General features: G+C 39.8%; 17 protein-coding genes. 7 read left to right on the top strand and 10 right to left on the bottom strand.

All coding sequences use genetic code 11. The features are described from left to right. Positions 1 to 56: 56 nt before the first annotated feature. Both ACGLXV_RS16915 and ACGLXV_RS16920 read right to left on the bottom strand, forming a co-directional pair. Complete coding sequence (locus ACGLXV_RS16915; protein ID WP_391559549.1) at positions 57 to 1,343, bottom strand: alkaline phosphatase family protein; 1,287 nt, start codon at positions 1,341 to 1,343, stop codon at positions 57 to 59. Between the two features lie 127 nt (positions 1,344 to 1,470). Beyond that, positions 1,471 to 3,849 (bottom strand): immune inhibitor A domain-containing protein, encoded by a 2,379-nt coding sequence (locus tag ACGLXV_RS16920; RefSeq protein WP_391559550.1) that lies wholly within the window; start codon positions 3,847 to 3,849, stop codon positions 1,471 to 1,473. 289 nt (positions 3,850 to 4,138) lie between these two features. Here ACGLXV_RS16920 and ACGLXV_RS16925 point away from each other — a divergent pair, with 289 nt between their 5' ends. Further along, complete coding sequence (locus ACGLXV_RS16925; RefSeq protein WP_391559551.1) at positions 4,139 to 4,612, top strand: flavodoxin domain-containing protein; 474 nt, start codon at positions 4,139 to 4,141, stop codon at positions 4,610 to 4,612. Between the two features lie 59 nt (positions 4,613 to 4,671). Here the strand turns inward: ACGLXV_RS16925 and pepT are convergent, their stop codons facing one another. The 4 genes from pepT to ACGLXV_RS16945 form a co-directional block, all read right to left on the bottom strand. Next, positions 4,672 to 5,907: a peptidase T gene (gene pepT / locus ACGLXV_RS16930; RefSeq protein ID WP_391559552.1), complete on the bottom strand. Its 1,236-nt coding sequence runs from the start codon at positions 5,905 to 5,907 to the stop codon at positions 4,672 to 4,674. A gap of 358 nt (positions 5,908 to 6,265) precedes the next feature. Further along, positions 6,266 to 6,436, bottom strand: a complete 171-nt coding sequence (locus ACGLXV_RS16935; RefSeq protein WP_119707016.1) for a YfhD family protein — start codon at positions 6,434 to 6,436, stop codon at positions 6,266 to 6,268. Positions 6,437 to 6,528: 92 nt separating this feature from the next. After that, a complete protein-coding gene (locus tag ACGLXV_RS16940) occupies positions 6,529 to 6,657 on the bottom strand; it encodes a YfhE family protein (RefSeq protein WP_084362114.1) in 129 nt (42 codons plus the stop codon). 75 nt (positions 6,658 to 6,732) lie between these two features. Next, positions 6,733 to 7,635, bottom strand: coding sequence for a TIGR01777 family oxidoreductase (locus ACGLXV_RS16945; protein ID WP_391559553.1), 903 nt, complete (start codon positions 7,633 to 7,635; stop codon positions 6,733 to 6,735). Positions 7,636 to 7,735: 100 nt separating this feature from the next. Here ACGLXV_RS16945 and recX point away from each other — a divergent pair, with 100 nt between their 5' ends. Further along, positions 7,736 to 8,533 carry a recombination regulator RecX gene (recX, locus tag ACGLXV_RS16950; RefSeq protein ID WP_391559554.1) on the top strand — a complete coding sequence of 266 codons (798 nt, stop codon included), beginning with the start codon at positions 7,736 to 7,738 and terminating at the stop codon, positions 8,531 to 8,533. 6 nt (positions 8,534 to 8,539) lie between these two features. On the opposite strand, the gene ACGLXV_RS16955 is transcribed toward recX, so the two are convergent. Next, complete coding sequence (locus tag ACGLXV_RS16955) at positions 8,540 to 9,199, bottom strand: SDR family NAD(P)-dependent oxidoreductase (protein ID WP_391559555.1); 660 nt, start codon at positions 9,197 to 9,199, stop codon at positions 8,540 to 8,542. A gap of 81 nt (positions 9,200 to 9,280) precedes the next feature. Here ACGLXV_RS16955 and ACGLXV_RS16960 point away from each other — a divergent pair, with 81 nt between their 5' ends. Further along, positions 9,281 to 9,625 (top strand): YfhH family protein, encoded by a 345-nt coding sequence (locus ACGLXV_RS16960; protein ID WP_119707020.1) that lies wholly within the window; start codon positions 9,281 to 9,283, stop codon positions 9,623 to 9,625. A gap of 5 nt (positions 9,626 to 9,630) precedes the next feature. Here ACGLXV_RS16960 and ACGLXV_RS16965 read toward each other — a convergent pair whose 3' ends face one another. Next, positions 9,631 to 9,783 carry a small, acid-soluble spore protein K gene (locus tag ACGLXV_RS16965; RefSeq protein WP_119707021.1) on the bottom strand — a complete coding sequence of 51 codons (153 nt, stop codon included), beginning with the start codon at positions 9,781 to 9,783 and terminating at the stop codon, positions 9,631 to 9,633. Between the two features lie 94 nt (positions 9,784 to 9,877). Here ACGLXV_RS16965 and ACGLXV_RS16970 point away from each other — a divergent pair, with 94 nt between their 5' ends. Beyond that, complete coding sequence (locus ACGLXV_RS16970) at positions 9,878 to 10,147, top strand: YfhJ family protein (RefSeq protein ID WP_119707022.1); 270 nt, start codon at positions 9,878 to 9,880, stop codon at positions 10,145 to 10,147. A 32-nt stretch (positions 10,148 to 10,179) separates the two neighbouring features. Here ACGLXV_RS16970 and ACGLXV_RS16975 read toward each other — a convergent pair whose 3' ends face one another. Next, positions 10,180 to 11,160 (bottom strand): metal-dependent hydrolase, encoded by a 981-nt coding sequence (locus ACGLXV_RS16975; protein WP_391559556.1) that lies wholly within the window; start codon positions 11,158 to 11,160, stop codon positions 10,180 to 10,182. Positions 11,161 to 11,376: 216 nt separating this feature from the next. Here ACGLXV_RS16975 and mutY point away from each other — a divergent pair, with 216 nt between their 5' ends. Continuing rightward, the gene (gene mutY / locus ACGLXV_RS16980) at positions 11,377 to 12,471 is read left to right on the top strand and encodes an A/G-specific adenine glycosylase (protein WP_391559557.1); all 1,095 of its coding nucleotides are present in this window, start codon (positions 11,377 to 11,379) and stop codon (positions 12,469 to 12,471) included. A gap of 39 nt (positions 12,472 to 12,510) precedes the next feature. On the opposite strand, the gene ACGLXV_RS16985 is transcribed toward mutY, so the two are convergent. Then, positions 12,511 to 12,735, bottom strand: a complete 225-nt coding sequence (locus tag ACGLXV_RS16985) for a hypothetical protein (protein WP_391559558.1) — start codon at positions 12,733 to 12,735, stop codon at positions 12,511 to 12,513. 105 nt (positions 12,736 to 12,840) lie between these two features. On the opposite strand from ACGLXV_RS16985, the gene fabL reads away from it, so the two are divergent. Further along, a complete protein-coding gene (fabL, locus tag ACGLXV_RS16990; RefSeq protein WP_391559559.1) occupies positions 12,841 to 13,590 on the top strand; it encodes an enoyl-[acyl-carrier-protein] reductase FabL in 750 nt (249 codons plus the stop codon). Between the two features lie 74 nt (positions 13,591 to 13,664). After that, positions 13,665 to 13,934 (top strand): gamma-type small acid-soluble spore protein, encoded by a 270-nt coding sequence (locus ACGLXV_RS16995; RefSeq protein WP_391559560.1) that lies wholly within the window; start codon positions 13,665 to 13,667, stop codon positions 13,932 to 13,934. The last annotated feature ends 193 nt before the right edge of the window (positions 13,935 to 14,127 follow it).

Genomic DNA, 14,127 nt, shown 5'->3' on the forward strand with positions numbered 1-14,127 from the left:
CATTTTACATAAAAATAGCTTCATAGATTAGGTTTGGAACTATTTTTACAAACGTTTTACATTATTAGTAACTCTTCTAGCACTCTCCCATCAATTGCCCCAAGGTCGAGTCCAAGGAGGCGAGCAAGTGTTGGTCCTTCATCAATAAGCCTCATAGATGTGAGGGCTTGGCCGGTGCGGATTCCATTGCCGCTTGCAATGAAGAGGGTATTGTAGTCACTTTTTTCTGGTGAATAGCCATGGCAAGCTTTTGTATACTTTTTTGATGCAACGTCTGTTTCCGTAACTTCATCAATAAAAGCGCCTTCAAGTGATTCATGAAAGTAATATCCTCTAGCGGCTTCTATCATTAAGCTGCAATTTGGGTCTGCTCCGAATTGAGAAGCTTCTTTTGAAGACCATATTGCTTCGATTTCAGAACGGTCCAGTAATTCACGAACACGTGTCAAAGTCTCTTGGTCTTGATGCTTTATATAAATATATGCAGATCCATCACAGCTTTTGCAGTATGCCTTCCAGTTGGTAACTTGATTATTTTTCCCTACTTGTAGAAGATCGTGCTCACGAAAAAGTACATTAGGCTTTAACACTTTAGACTCATCGAGGGCACTGTGATCGCCTAATGCGATAATAGTAGATTGATGAAAAATTCCTGCCGACTGTAGGGCATCCATTATTCGGCCGAGTCTTTGGTCGTGTCGTTTAATCGCTGCAATTGCTTCTTTTGATGAAAAACCAGTTTCATGCCGCTTTGTGTCAAGATCGGTAAAATGGATCAGCATTAGGTTTGGCTTTTTTATACGAATGGTTTCAACAGCAGCTTCAAGTACAAAGTCATCGAGCTCAGGCTGGGAAAGTCCCTTTCTGATATGGCCGAATTTTTTGTTCATTTCAAGCTGATAAAGCGAGCTTCCATTCATTAAAGAAATAGGAATTTGGTGATGCCATCGACGATTGGCGAATATCTCGGGCATATTATAGTCAATATTTGCTTTTGCTGTAACAGGCCAAAGAAGAGCAGCTGTACTCATCCCTTTTTGTTTTGCTTCGTCATACAAGGTAGTTCCTTGGATATCTCTTCTGTACCAATACCAATCTGGAGAGACCTTTCCAGGCTGGAGTAGGGTGTTATTAATAATTCCATGATTCTTAGGCAGTTTTCCAGTAACGATTGTTGCGTGACATGGATACGTAACAGAGGGATAAATCGTCTGAACATTTTTACAGTAGGAGCTATTTCTTAATAGCTTTTGAAAATTCGGTAGTGCTTCTAGAAGAGGAAAATCTAGGCTTGATAAGCAGTCAAACGAAATGACAATTAAATGGTCAGTCAAACGTTCCATAAATGGCCTCCGTTAAGTAGTTTGAATCTTTACATTCATCATATCAAAAAGGATTTTAATTTTCAGAAAAAAATGGAAGCACGACAAAAAAAGACGATGGAGCGCACTCCATCGTCCGTCTTAGTTATTATTTAAATAGAAGAATCTTACCAACTGTGCCATCAGAGCTTTGGCCAATTACGCGAACCTTTAACCCAAATTGAGGTACGTTACGTCCAGCATCAACCAAACCTTCGTTTGAATAATCTGCACTGTCATCGAATAATGGAGAGCGTTGAGTAAAATTATCTTTCATTGTGATTCCTAGAGTACTAGTGTAATCTAAGAACATTTTATCTGTTTTATTAACATTGAAGGCTGCATCGTGAATTTGATAGCGAGTAGAACCAACTGCACCGTCACTCCAGTAATTCGTGTGCTGATCCGCGTCAACGACACCAACAAAACCATCGCCAGGGTGAATTCCTGTCCAGTTAGAATCGAACTTTTTATCAACATACCAAACGACTAAGCCTTGGTCATAACTCATTAAGCTAGCACCACGACGAATATTTGCTAATCCTTCGTCAACGCCGTTGTGGCTGCGCCATTCCAGCAAGTAGTAATGTTCGGAAGTTACAACTCCATTTGATTTTGAGAAGCCGTCAGATACGAATGATGATTCTCCTTCAGCATCATCAAATACAACTTGTTCTCCGTTAACACTTACTGCTACATCGTCTACATAAAGACCTGGAAGTACTGCAGCTACATCAGTCCAGTAGTTGATAGAAAGTTCAACTTCTTCACCAACGAAAGCTGATAAATCAAATTCTGCATCCACCCATTTCCCATTAGAAGAGCCTGTGATTCCATTCCCAGGGTTTTGGTCATGTGGATTAGTTGTTGTTGTTAGGTTTCCCGGAATTGATTCACCATTAACTTGAACGGAAGCATAATCCCAATCAACTTCAATGTCGTACCATGTTTTGAATGTCAACTTAGCTGATGTTGCATCCGTTAAATCTAGAGTAGTAGATAAAGAGTTATCTAAATCATTGGCGCTACCTGAGAAATACATTGATTCCCCACTGTATGGAGAAGTAATGACTGTTTCTTTGTCAGGAAGTGTTACTTTTAACACATCGTTATTAGTACCTTTTGAAGCTGCTTCATCAAGAAGGACTTCAACGCCTGCCTTAGATACATCTGCAATGTCAATTTCAGTACCTGTTTGCCAGTTACCACCTGCAGAAGCTTGTAGCATTTCTTTCATGTATGGGCTAAAGCCGGTTGGCATAGAACCAGGTAGAGCGCCCGCCCAGCTGCCGCTTGCCATAATAGACCAGTAACCAACTGGTTCACCTTGACCTGTGTACTGAGTGTCATACTCATCTGGAAGGCCTAAATCGTGGCCGAATTCGTGAGCCATAACTCCGACTGCGCCGTCTTCAGGTTCAACTGTGTAGTCGTAAGCAGCCATTGTTCCACCCCAATAAGGGACAGTAGCTTCTGTTCCAGCAATCGGGTAAACTCCACCCAGGTTCCAACGATGTGACCAAATCGCGTCTCCACCGATTTTTCCACCGCCAGCTTCTTCACCAACACCAGAGTGGATAACCATTAGATGGTCAACGAGTCCGTCTGGCTCAAGATAATCTCCATCGCCGTCAAGGTCGTAACGATCCCATTCGTCATATTCTTCCAGATTAACATTTGGATCTGCTGCTGCAGCATTAAGTGCTTCAGCAATTAAGTTTCTTGGTCTTGCGTCGCTACCATCAGGAGTAGGGACGTTTCCACCGTAATATGCAGCAGGGTTTTTAGCTTTGTACCATCCAGCGACCGTACCTTCGACAGAGTAGCTACCACCAGATTGTTGTTCATAATATTGTTTCATAGATACATAGGTTTTGCCATCTGGACCTTTCCATCCACCTGTTCCAAAAAGCATGTCCTGATAGTGAGCTTGAGAATATGCCTCTTCACCCCCGTAGTACATATCGGTTTCTTCTGGGGTAAGTGTATTATGAGGGAGGTCAGGGTATTCCATTAGTACAACCAGTACTTTATCTGTTCTCGTGCCCCCGTCCCATGCTTCTTCTTGAACAGAGTCAACGGATTGATTCTTTGTCTGACCTAGCTTGTTTCCATTTCCATTTGTTAAGCTAGAAGTTTTCATTTCCTTTTGAAGAGCGGCCCGAACATCTTCTTCCTTTTCATGGAGTTCACCAGCTTCCTTTTCAGCTGATGTTGCTTTGTTTTGTAGGAATTTGTTTAAAGCTTTTTCTGCCTCAGCTGGGCTTGCATTTTGTGCGATTTTGCCTGATGCTTTTAGCATTTTGATTAATCGCTCGTCATTGGCAATTCCGAGGTCAAAGGGGGAACCACTTGCATGTGAGTGGGAAGCGTGTGAACCACTTGCTGATTCTGCTGCTATTTTTGAACTAATTGGTAGAGTTGTAGATAGCATCCCTACACTTAGTGCTAAAGCAGCGGCTGTGGATATAACTTTTGAGATTTTCAAATTTTTCCCTCCATCCTATGGTCTATGTTACTAGTTGAAAAGGTATGTAGAATTTCAATTATTTAGTAACACGAGTGATTCAAATATATCAGAATAATTTGAAAATGTTTATAGGGAAAAGTGACTGATTATTCTTTTATAAATATCTGAAGATTTTGTGAATATTTTACTATAAAAAGATATTTAAGAAGTGGAATTAGTAAGATAGAAATAGATAGAACTTGCTTGAAGAATATATTGCAACTAGTTAGTTAGGTTATAGTCAAAACGGGAGAGAGGAGGAGAAAAATTGAGTATTTTAATCATTTATACCACGAAGCATGGAACGGTGGAAAAGTCGGTAAACCTGCTAAGAGAGAAGTTTAGCAATGTTAATACAGTGAATGTTTTAAAGGACAAGGTACCAGGTCTTTCTGACTATTCAACAGTAATAATAGGGGGATCCATCTATATGGGGAGAGTTCAAAAAGAACTCAAATCCTATTTGGAAACCCATCTAGAAACCTTACTTTCAAAAAAGGTTGGATTATTTTTGTGTGCAGGACACCCGGACCAATCTGTCATAGCAGAGGAGTTTAATCAAGCATTTCCTCAAAGCTTAATAGACCAGGCAGTTGCTAAGGAAGTATTTGGCTATGAACTGGACTTCGCAAAAATGAATATGCTAGAAAGATTCATCATCAAAAAAGTTCACAAAGTAAAAGAAAGCCAATTTAATCTTGATGAAACCAAGATAACCCACTTCGCAAACAAATTAAGGTGACAGACACCCTCCGTGGACAGATCAGGCTGATTTGTCCACGTGGGGCGCACAGTCACCTTTTAGTTTGTTTTTTCCTCAAATAGTCGAGCGATTTCCACTATCACATTTGTTGCCTTTAGCATGTTATCAATGGAGATAAACTCAAATTTCCCATGGAAGTTCTCTCCGCCAGTGAAAATATTTGGAGTTGGTAGACCCATATAGGAAAGTTGAGAACCATCAGTTCCTCCACGAATGGGCTCGATAATCGGCTCAATGCCAAGCTTAGTCATTGCCTCGTGAGCAATATCAACAATCTCTTTAACCGGTTCAATCTTTTCTCTCATATTAAAGTATTGATCGTGAAGCTCAAGCTCAATGGTTCCTTGCCCGTACTTCGCGTTTAAGTTTGTAACAATTTTCTCCATCGTAGCTTTTCTATTATTGAAGCTTGTGCGGTCAAAATCTCGAATAATGTAACTAAGGACAGTCTTTTCAACATCTCCATGGAAGGAGAGAAGATGATAGAAGCCTTCGTAGCCCTCTGTATATTCCGGTGCTTCTTCATTTGGAAGGAGGCTGTTTAATTCCATTGCGATCTTAGCTGAATTAACCATTTTACCTTTCGCGGTACCCGGGTGTATATTATTTCCTTTGATTGTTATCTTTGCAGCAGCAGCACTAAAGCTTTCGTATTGAAGCTCTCCAATAGGTCCACCATCCACTGTATAGGCATAAGTGGCAGCGAATTGATCAACATCAAATTTATGTGGTCCACGTCCAATTTCCTCATCAGGTGTAAACGCGACACGAATTTTCCCATGTTTAATCTCAGGATGCTGTACTAAGTAGGCCATAGCAGTCATAATTTCCGCTATTCCAGCTTTGTTGTCAGCGCCAAGTAAAGTAGTTCCATCGGTTGTAATTAAATGATGTCCGATGTAGTTTTTTAAATTAGGAAAATCCTTTGGTGAAAGGACAATATGTAGGTCTTCGTTGAGAACGATATCGTTGCCGTCATAGTTTTCGTGAAGTAATGGATTCACTCCGTTGCCGGTAAAATCGGTCGCGGTGTCAAGATGGGCTAAGAAACCAATCGTTGGAACCTCTTTATCTGTATTTGCTGGAAGGGTGGCCATAACATAGCCATTTTCATCTATACTAATATCTTCTAGGCCAATTGACTTTAGCTCATCTACAAGCTTATTGGCAAGTGTAAGCTGACCAGGGGTGGAAGGGCAAATGTTGCTTTCGTCATTTGATTGCGTGTCAATAACAACATAAGAAATAAAACGATCAATCAACTCGATTTTCAAAGCGCTTCAGCTCCTTTTGGGTGATAATTAGGGTTACTAAATTTATGTAACTACAAGAATCATATTATCATAGGGAAATTCTAGTGTCATGTATCATTTTAACGAGGAAGATGAGAGGACTGTCCGCCACTGGTGGACAAATTCACCCAAAGTGTCCACGAGCGGTGACAGACACCCTCGATGGACAAATAGCCTAAAGTGTCCACGAAGGGTGTCTGTCACCCAGTTTTGCACAGGTTTTGTGAAGGGTTGTGAATAACTATTGGTAGAGGGAGCCCTTTATATACATATTTAAGGTGAATTGTTAACATTATCCACAGGGATGTGGATAATGTTGTGCACAACTTTAATCTCTTCCTTAGAACTTTTGGTTCTGCCCGCTTTTTGCACGCTTATCTGCTGCTTTTGAACGAGCCATTGCTTCTAAGTCGTCATGGTCCGCTAGATCGCGGCTAAATTCTACATCCAACCCGTCTGATTTCATATTTTTTGGTGTTTGTGGAAGTGTTTGTTTTTTACTCAATGCCATCTGCCCCTTTCATAGAAAAAAGTACGGAAATGTAACATATTCCCGTACTTTTATCATTTACCTTCCCGGACATTGTTATGAATGGAAAAAGTTTAATGTCTCGACTTTTTACCTGAGAATCCTCCTGCTTGGTCAGCAAGCTTGAACTCTCGTGAGTAAGTTACCTCTTGCATGCTTGACAACGTGCTTTTAGACTTATCCTTTTTCTTCTTATCACTCATTCAAAAAACATCCTTTCATTAAGGTAATATTCACGTTACTAATTTTTACCTTAACGAACCATTTGCATACTTCTTTTATGAGTAAATATTATGAAGAGCTTCTGGAAGAGTCGGAAATGTGAACGAAAAACCGCTTTTAAGTAATTTTTCTGGAATAACTCTTTGACCTTCTAGCACAAGCATGCTCATTTCACCAAGTAAAAGCTGAAGTGCAAACGAGGGGGCAGGAATCCAGTGAGGACGATTTAAGACAGATCCAAGCGTTTTTCCAAAGCTCTTCATCGTCACTGCCTCAGGAGCACAAAAATTGATGGGGCCAGACAGCTCAGTTGAATCAATCACATGCCGAATTCCGTTAACGACATCTTTAATATGTATCCAAGAAAGCCATTGATCTCCAGAGCCAACCGTTCCTCCTGCAAACAAATGATAAGGAAGAGCAATCCTTGGCAAAGCACCATCCTTCTTGTCTAAAATTACTCCAAAGCGGGCAAATACGGTTCGAACACCAAGTTCTCTAGCCTCTAGGGTTGCAGCCTCCCATTTTTCCACTGTTTGTGCAAGGAAATCATTTCCGGCTTTTTCAGTTGCTTCAGTAAAAGTATCAACAGTTGAGGTACCGTAAAAACCAATTCCACTGGCATTAATAAGTAATTTTGGTTTTTGCTTTAAGCGCTTAATGATAGAAACTACTTCGTTCGTTGCACTTACTCTGCTATTTACTATTCGCGCTTTCCTTTCATCTGACCAACGTCCACTATTAATGGACTCACCAGCGAGATTAATGATTACATCAACAGCTTCAATCTCACTTGCAGGATCCGCATCTCTAGAAAGCCACTTCACATAAGTGACCCCCTTTTGATACCCATTTTCCTCATTTCGCGTTAAAATAAAAAGATCATGGCCATCCGCTCTGAGGGATTCAGTAAGAGCTTTGCCGACAAGTCCAGTCCCGCCTGTAATGGCAATTCGCATCAGCTTTCCTCCTATAAAAAATCATTTGCTTTTATTCTACACGATTGCTTCATATTCAACGTACTCGAATGTGCTACATTACTATAAGAGGTGAATAAAGATGCCAACAATCACAAAAATAACTGCTCAAAAAAAACGAACCGATCGTTATAATATTTTTCTTGATCATGGAAAAGGAGAAGAATATGGTTTTAGTGTGGATGAGGACGTACTAATTAAACACAGCTTGAAAAAGGGCATGGTACTTGATGATCTTCTTCTTTCGGAAATAGCGTATTCAGATGATATTCGAAAAGCTTACAACACAGCAGTGAATTATTTAGCACGAATGATGAGAACGGAAGCTGAAATAAGAAAGCATTTAATTGAAAAAGAAGTGGATGAGGTAATCATTCAAGAGGTTATTCATAAGCTGAATGAATTCCACTTCCTAAATGACGAACAGCTTGCTTTTGCCTATGTAAGAACACAAATGAATACAACGGATAAAGGACCAACCGTCATCAAGCGAGAACTGAAGGAAAAGGGAATATCAGAAGCTTATATTCTTGAAGCAATTGAAGAGTTTCCCTTTGAACTGCAGCTTGAAAAGGCTATTGCTGTATGTGAGAAATATATGAAGAAAAACAAACAAGAATCACAGAAAATCATGAAACAAAAGATCGGACAGCTTTTATTTAGGAAAGGATATAGCTCAGAGATCAACCAAATTGCTTTGGAGCAAATGGAAGAAACAAGTGATGACGAAGAACTGGAGTCATTGCGTTATCAAGCAGAAAAGTTGGAGCGAAAATACAGTAAATATACTGGATATGAGTATGCGCAAAAAATGAAGCAGGCCCTTTATCGAAAAGGTTTTTCTATTGACGTTATTACCAAGTACTTAGAGTCCAAATAATATGGTTTATTTGGACTCGATCACTACACATTCTTTCTCTTTCTGTGAAAAAATAATCTCTGCCACTTCTGCTGGAGAACGGAATTTGGAAGGGTCCTTTACATGCTTGGAACCTTTCCAAAAGGGTGTGTTCATCCCACCCATATACACCGCTGAAATAAGAACAGATTTTTCTTCATATTCCTTCTGTAAGCTTTCAGTAAAGCCTCGAACGGCAAATTTACTTGCGACATAGGCCGCCTCATTCACTTTTCCCCGAAGTCCAGCGGTTGAAATGATATTCATAACAAAGCTTCCGTCTAATTCGCATATATTTGGGAGAACAGCTTGAGTCATATACATGGTGCCGAGCACATTCGTTTGGAACATCTCCTCGATCTCATTTTCATTTGTTTTTTCAAAAGGACCGAAAAATCCAATCCCGGCATTGTTAATAAGTCCGACCACTTTATACTCCTTTAAAAGGAGTTTGATTTTCTCGTCAACCTCCCGTTTGGTTCGTATATCCATAACGGTTATATGTGCGTCATTCAGTAGAATTTTTACTTCGGATAAATTTTCTTCTGACCTTCCAACTAAAATAAGATGGAAGCCTTCCTTTCCATACTTTAGGGCAAGCTCTCGACCAAGGCCTGTTCCAGCTCCCGTGATAATAACAGATTTCAATATGTATCTTCCTTTCGTCTGGAATAATATTATGGTACCATTACGTATACGAAAATACAGCCTAAGAAGCAGGTGGTTGGGATGGAAAAAGAAAAACGTTACAGTGAACTTTCTGAATTCGAATTACATCAAGAAATAGCTAAACTAAATGAGAAGGCAAGAAAAGCAGAGCAATTAGGGATGGTAAATGAATATGCCGTATTAGAAAGAAAAGCGATAATGGCTAAAGCCTATTTATTAAATCCATCAGATTTTAACCCTGGTGATATATATGAGATTGAAGGAGATCCAGGCGCTTATTTTAAAATCGATTATTTAAACGGAGTGTTTGCGTGGGGCTACCGATTAGCGGGGAGCAAAAAGGAAGAGGCATTGCCAATCTCGATGCTGAGAAAAGAGGGAACCAGACAAGCTGATTCCCGATAATTAATTTAACCTCGAGTACTAGAATTTTTCATCCGTTCTTGTGGATGTGTATTAATCGTTCCATCCGCTCTTTTGGAAGCAAATTCAGGTCTCGCCCTTGGTTCGCCCTGAAATTTATTACCGTTTTGGTTTGCAAAATCCTTTGCTTTATTTCGCATCGCTATACCTCCTAAAAATGAGTGATGAAATAATCAAGCACTATTAGTATGCTTTACTCTGAGGGTATCGATAACTGGAAAAGAGGTGAAATGAATGGAACATTATCAGCAAAAACTAATTGAATTACTATTAGAAAAAAATGACAAACTTTCATTTGGGCAGGCTCGGACATGGGTGGAACTTTTGTGGGATGATTTTGAGACAACAAGAGCAAAGGCTGGTTACTCCTACCGAGGGAGCGAGATGACTGAAAAAATTGTTCGACAATGGATCGATTATTATGGGGATAAGCTTCATGATTTTGTCGCTTCCAATCCGAAATATAAGCATCTATTAGAGCAGGACCCAAATGAACTACATTAAAAAGCGATGTCTACCGGAGACATCGCTTTTCGTTATCCAGGGATAATATCCAGCTTTTTACGTAATTTTTCCTCACTAAAGATCCAACCAGTATAAGAGGAAAGGATCTGAAGATCAAGATCTAATTGAACAACGGCCACAAATGGGTAATGACCGTTACTGCGATACCTTAGATCAATAAAACGTACTTCGTAATACGTATCATATTCATCAACTTCCCACCGATAAACAGGAGAAAACGATAGAAAAGCTGAAAGGTTTTTATCTAGCTTTGCTGCTTCAAGAACTGGGGTCTCAGGAACAGCAACACGTTTAAATTGGTCAAGAATACGCACTTTGTTATCATGGGCACGTCCAACAAAGAATTGGTTTTTATTCATGACAGCAATTCGCCACTGGTGAAACTTCATGGTTGGAGCAATAATGATATCTGTTGCATCTGGAACAAGTTTTTTCACCTCATGATAAACCTTTCGCTGGGTAATAAATCGAAAAATATAGTAAGCAACCAAGACGGCATACACACCGATAAACGTATAACCAGGATGTGCTCCGAACACCCAAGCAATTATGCCAACAATATGCATCGCAAAAATAAATGGATCAAACGTGTTAATAATACCAAGCGCTACCCATTTAGAAGAAAACGGCCGTAACGCCTGCGTACCATATGCATTGAAAATGTCGACGAAAACATGAAGAAACACAGCTAAAAAGGTCCAAAGCCATAAATGAAGTAAATTGGCATCTGGAAATATTGGATAAATAACAGCTGTGATGGCTAAAGGCCAAAGCAATACAGCTGGGATGGAGTGTGTGATTCCACGGTGGTTACGAATATAAACGGCATTGTTTCTAAGCTTTAATACTGTGTCGATATCGGGGGCTTGGGAGCCAACCAGAGTTGCAATCATGACACTAGTTGCTGTTGCGGAACTGCTTGCTACAACGGGATCGAGTGTCGCAAGTCCTCCTAAAGCTAATCCCATCACTACGTGTGTACCGGTATCCAAAGGAATCTCCCTCCTTTTTAGGAAATATTTAATCCTTCTCGTATCTTAATTTTATCAATAATTTTCTTGTAAAAGTAGTGATTAATCGTTACTTTAAAGTAGTTGTAACATTTACTGTGTAATCACGGTCCAATTTTAAGATTTCGTAAAAAATGAATGGGATAAGCTATTATATTCCCTTAGTATGTACTTGTTTAATTTTTTGGAGGCAAAAAAATGTCTAATTCTTTAAAAAACGTAACAAATATAAATAAGGAAGAATTTCAAAAGGATTTAATCGGCTGGTTTGAAAGAGAGCAAAGAGATCTTCCGTGGAGGAAAGACCAAGATCCTTACAAAGTCTGGGTATCAGAGATCATGCTTCAGCAAACAAGGGTCGATACAGTCATTCCGTATTTTAACCGATTTATCACAGAGTTCCCTACCATAGAAGCTTTATCTAATGCTGATGAAGAAAAAGTATTAAAGGCTTGGGAAGGTTTAGGTTATTACTCAAGAGTCCGTAATCTTCAATCAGCTGTTCGAGAGGTTCATGAGCAGTATGGAGGAAAAGTACCCAATACGCCAAAGGAAATTTCCAGCTTAAAAGGTGTAGGTCCCTATACGGCAGGAGCCATTCTATCCATAGCCTATGGAGTACCTGAACCAGCCGTTGATGGGAACGTGATGCGAGTATTTTCCAGGATTCTTTCAATTTGGGATGATATTGCAAAAGCATCCAGTAGAAAAGTGTTTGAGGAAGCTGTCCGTGCCTTTATTTCACATGAAAACCCATCTTATTTTAACCAAGCATTAATGGAGCTAGGAGCATTAATTTGTACACCAACTTCACCATCGTGCCTGCTCTGTCCGGTTCGTGACCACTGTCATGCCTTCGAGGAAGGAACTCAAAACGAATTGCCTGTTAAAACGAAGGCAAAAAAACAACGAAAGGTTCAACTTGCAGCGGTTGTTCTGAAAGATACTGAGGGACGAACGGTTATTCAAAAGCGCCCTTCATCCGGTTTGCTTGCGAATTTGTGGCAGTTTCCAAATGTGGAAATCCATCTTCCTGTTTTAGGGGATAGAGAACAGTTAGTATCTAATCTAAAGGAAGAATATGAAATTCAATGTGATATAGGGGAGCTTGTAGGCCATATTGAACATGTCTTCTCTCATCTTGTTTGGAATATTAATGTGTATGAAGGAACATTATTAGCACCTATCAAGACATCAGATACTTTAAAGATAGTCGATCAAGAAGAAATAGAGAGTTTTGCCTTTCCGGTTTCGCATCAGAAAATGCTGCGTCAATTTTATAAAAAGGAGTAAACGCCACTAGCATGTGGCGTTTTTTCTGCCGCTTTTCAATTAGTCGTAAGAAATCCTAGTCCCATGCGTCCAGTCGGCTTCATTTCGATGAAGTCCCCCACGCTCTTCGATTTCCTTAATAATCTCTCGGTGGATGGTTACACCTTCTGAATTTAAATACGGCATAATTTGTTGAAGTGAGTGATGGAAAAAAGCTAGCTCTTCATTTTTCCAATCATTTTTTGGTATCATTGAGAGTTCTGTCATATCTCGACCTACATACATTGTCTCACACATCCTCTATTTTTCTTATAGATGTATTGTGGTAATCTTATTTGTGAACTATTCATATAAAAGAAAAATTATCAGAAAGTGAAGGGATATGTACATATGACAAATAAAGTAGCACTAATTACAGGAAGCAGTAGAGGTATTGGTAAGGCAACTGCCCTACGATTAGCAAAAGAAGGATACGATATTGTCGTTAACTATGCTCGCAGCAAAAAAGCGGCGCTTGAAACTGCAGCAGAAATTGAGGCTCTTGGTAGAAAGGCATTGGTTGTTAAAGCAAACGTTGGTGATGTTAGTAAAATTAAAACGATGTTTGAAGAAATTGATGCTCATTTTGGAAGACTCGATATATTTGTAAGTAATGCCGCTTCAGGTGTTCTTCGACCAGCAATGGAACTTGAAGAATCTCACTGGGAATGGACGATGAATATTAATAGCAAGGCACTCTTATTTTGTGCACAGGAAGCAGCAAAACTGATGGAGAAAAATGATGGAGGAAAAATTGTGAGTATTAGCTCACTTGGATCCATTCGCTATTTGGAAAATTACACAACTGTTGGTGTATCAAAGGCAGCACTTGAAGCACTTACGCGTTATTTAGCTGTGGAATTAGCACCAAAAAACATTCGAGTGAACGCTGTTTCAGGTGGGGCAATTGATACTGAGGCACTTCTACATTTTCCAAATCGTGAAGAAATGTTGGAAGAAGCAAGACAAAAAACACCTGCAGGGAGAATGGTTGAAATTGATGATATGGTGAACACGATCATGTTCTTGTTAAGCGATGGATCCGATATGATTCGTGGACAGACGATTATCGTTGATGGTGGCATTTCTCTTTTAGTGTAATAAAATTGGAAAAAATTTCTTTAGGATAGACCAATCACCTCTTGGATAAATTAACTTCTGTGGAGGTGATTACAATGGCAAAGCAACCAAACAGAACTCAATCAGGAACTAACGTTCAAGAAGTGAGACAACAAAACGCTGCTTCAGCTGGACAAGGTCAATTCGGTACTGAGTTCGCAAGCGAAACTAACGTACAAGAAGTACGCCAACAAAACGCACAATCAGCTAGACAAGGATCTCAATCAGCTGGTCAATTCGGTACTGAGTTTGCGAGCGAAACTAACGCACAAGAAGTACGCCAACAAAACGCTCAAGCTGAATCTCGCAAGGGTCAAAACTCTTAATATTAACAACAGTAAGGTGCTCTTTCTAATCGGAAAGGGCACCTTATTTATTTAGCGCTTCCGCTTTTCTGTGTCCAGCTCCAGCGCCCAGCAACTAGTGTACTTCGATCTTCTCCCTACGATAAGTCAACATCGAATCGCTTACGCTCTCCGTGTTTCCTTTATCTCAGTCGAAGCTCTCCAGTCCATACGT

The organism is Robertmurraya sp., assembly GCF_036676585.1.
In the GTDB taxonomy this organism is placed as follows: domain Bacteria; phylum Bacillota; class Bacilli; order Bacillales; family Cytobacillaceae; genus Robertmurraya_A.

Excerpts from the sequence above, each read along its gene's own strand:
- ACGLXV_RS16915 (WP_391559549.1), bottom strand. The coding sequence starts at position 1,343 with ATGGAACGTTTGACTGACCATTTAATTGTCATTTCGTTTGACTGCTTA.
- ACGLXV_RS16935 (WP_119707016.1), bottom strand. The coding sequence starts at position 6,436 with ATGGCATTGAGTAAAAAACAAACACTTCCACAAACACCAAAAAATATG.
- ACGLXV_RS16940 (WP_084362114.1), bottom strand. The coding sequence starts at position 6,657 with ATGAGTGATAAGAAGAAAAAGGATAAGTCTAAAAGCACGTTGTCAAGC.
- ACGLXV_RS16945 (WP_391559553.1), bottom strand. The coding sequence starts at position 7,635 with ATGCGAATTGCCATTACAGGCGGGACTGGACTTGTCGGCAAAGCTCTT.
- recX (WP_391559554.1), top strand. The coding sequence starts at position 7,736 with ATGCCAACAATCACAAAAATAACTGCTCAAAAAAAACGAACCGATCGT.
- ACGLXV_RS16960 (WP_119707020.1), top strand. The coding sequence starts at position 9,281 with ATGGAAAAAGAAAAACGTTACAGTGAACTTTCTGAATTCGAATTACAT.
- ACGLXV_RS16965 (WP_119707021.1), bottom strand. The coding sequence starts at position 9,783 with ATGCGAAATAAAGCAAAGGATTTTGCAAACCAAAACGGTAATAAATTT.
- ACGLXV_RS16970 (WP_119707022.1), top strand. The coding sequence starts at position 9,878 with ATGGAACATTATCAGCAAAAACTAATTGAATTACTATTAGAAAAAAAT.
- mutY (WP_391559557.1), top strand. The coding sequence starts at position 11,377 with ATGTCTAATTCTTTAAAAAACGTAACAAATATAAATAAGGAAGAATTT.
- ACGLXV_RS16985 (WP_391559558.1), bottom strand. The coding sequence starts at position 12,735 with ATGTATGTAGGTCGAGATATGACAGAACTCTCAATGATACCAAAAAAT.
- fabL (WP_391559559.1), top strand. The coding sequence starts at position 12,841 with ATGACAAATAAAGTAGCACTAATTACAGGAAGCAGTAGAGGTATTGGT.
- ACGLXV_RS16995 (WP_391559560.1), top strand. The coding sequence starts at position 13,665 with ATGGCAAAGCAACCAAACAGAACTCAATCAGGAACTAACGTTCAAGAA.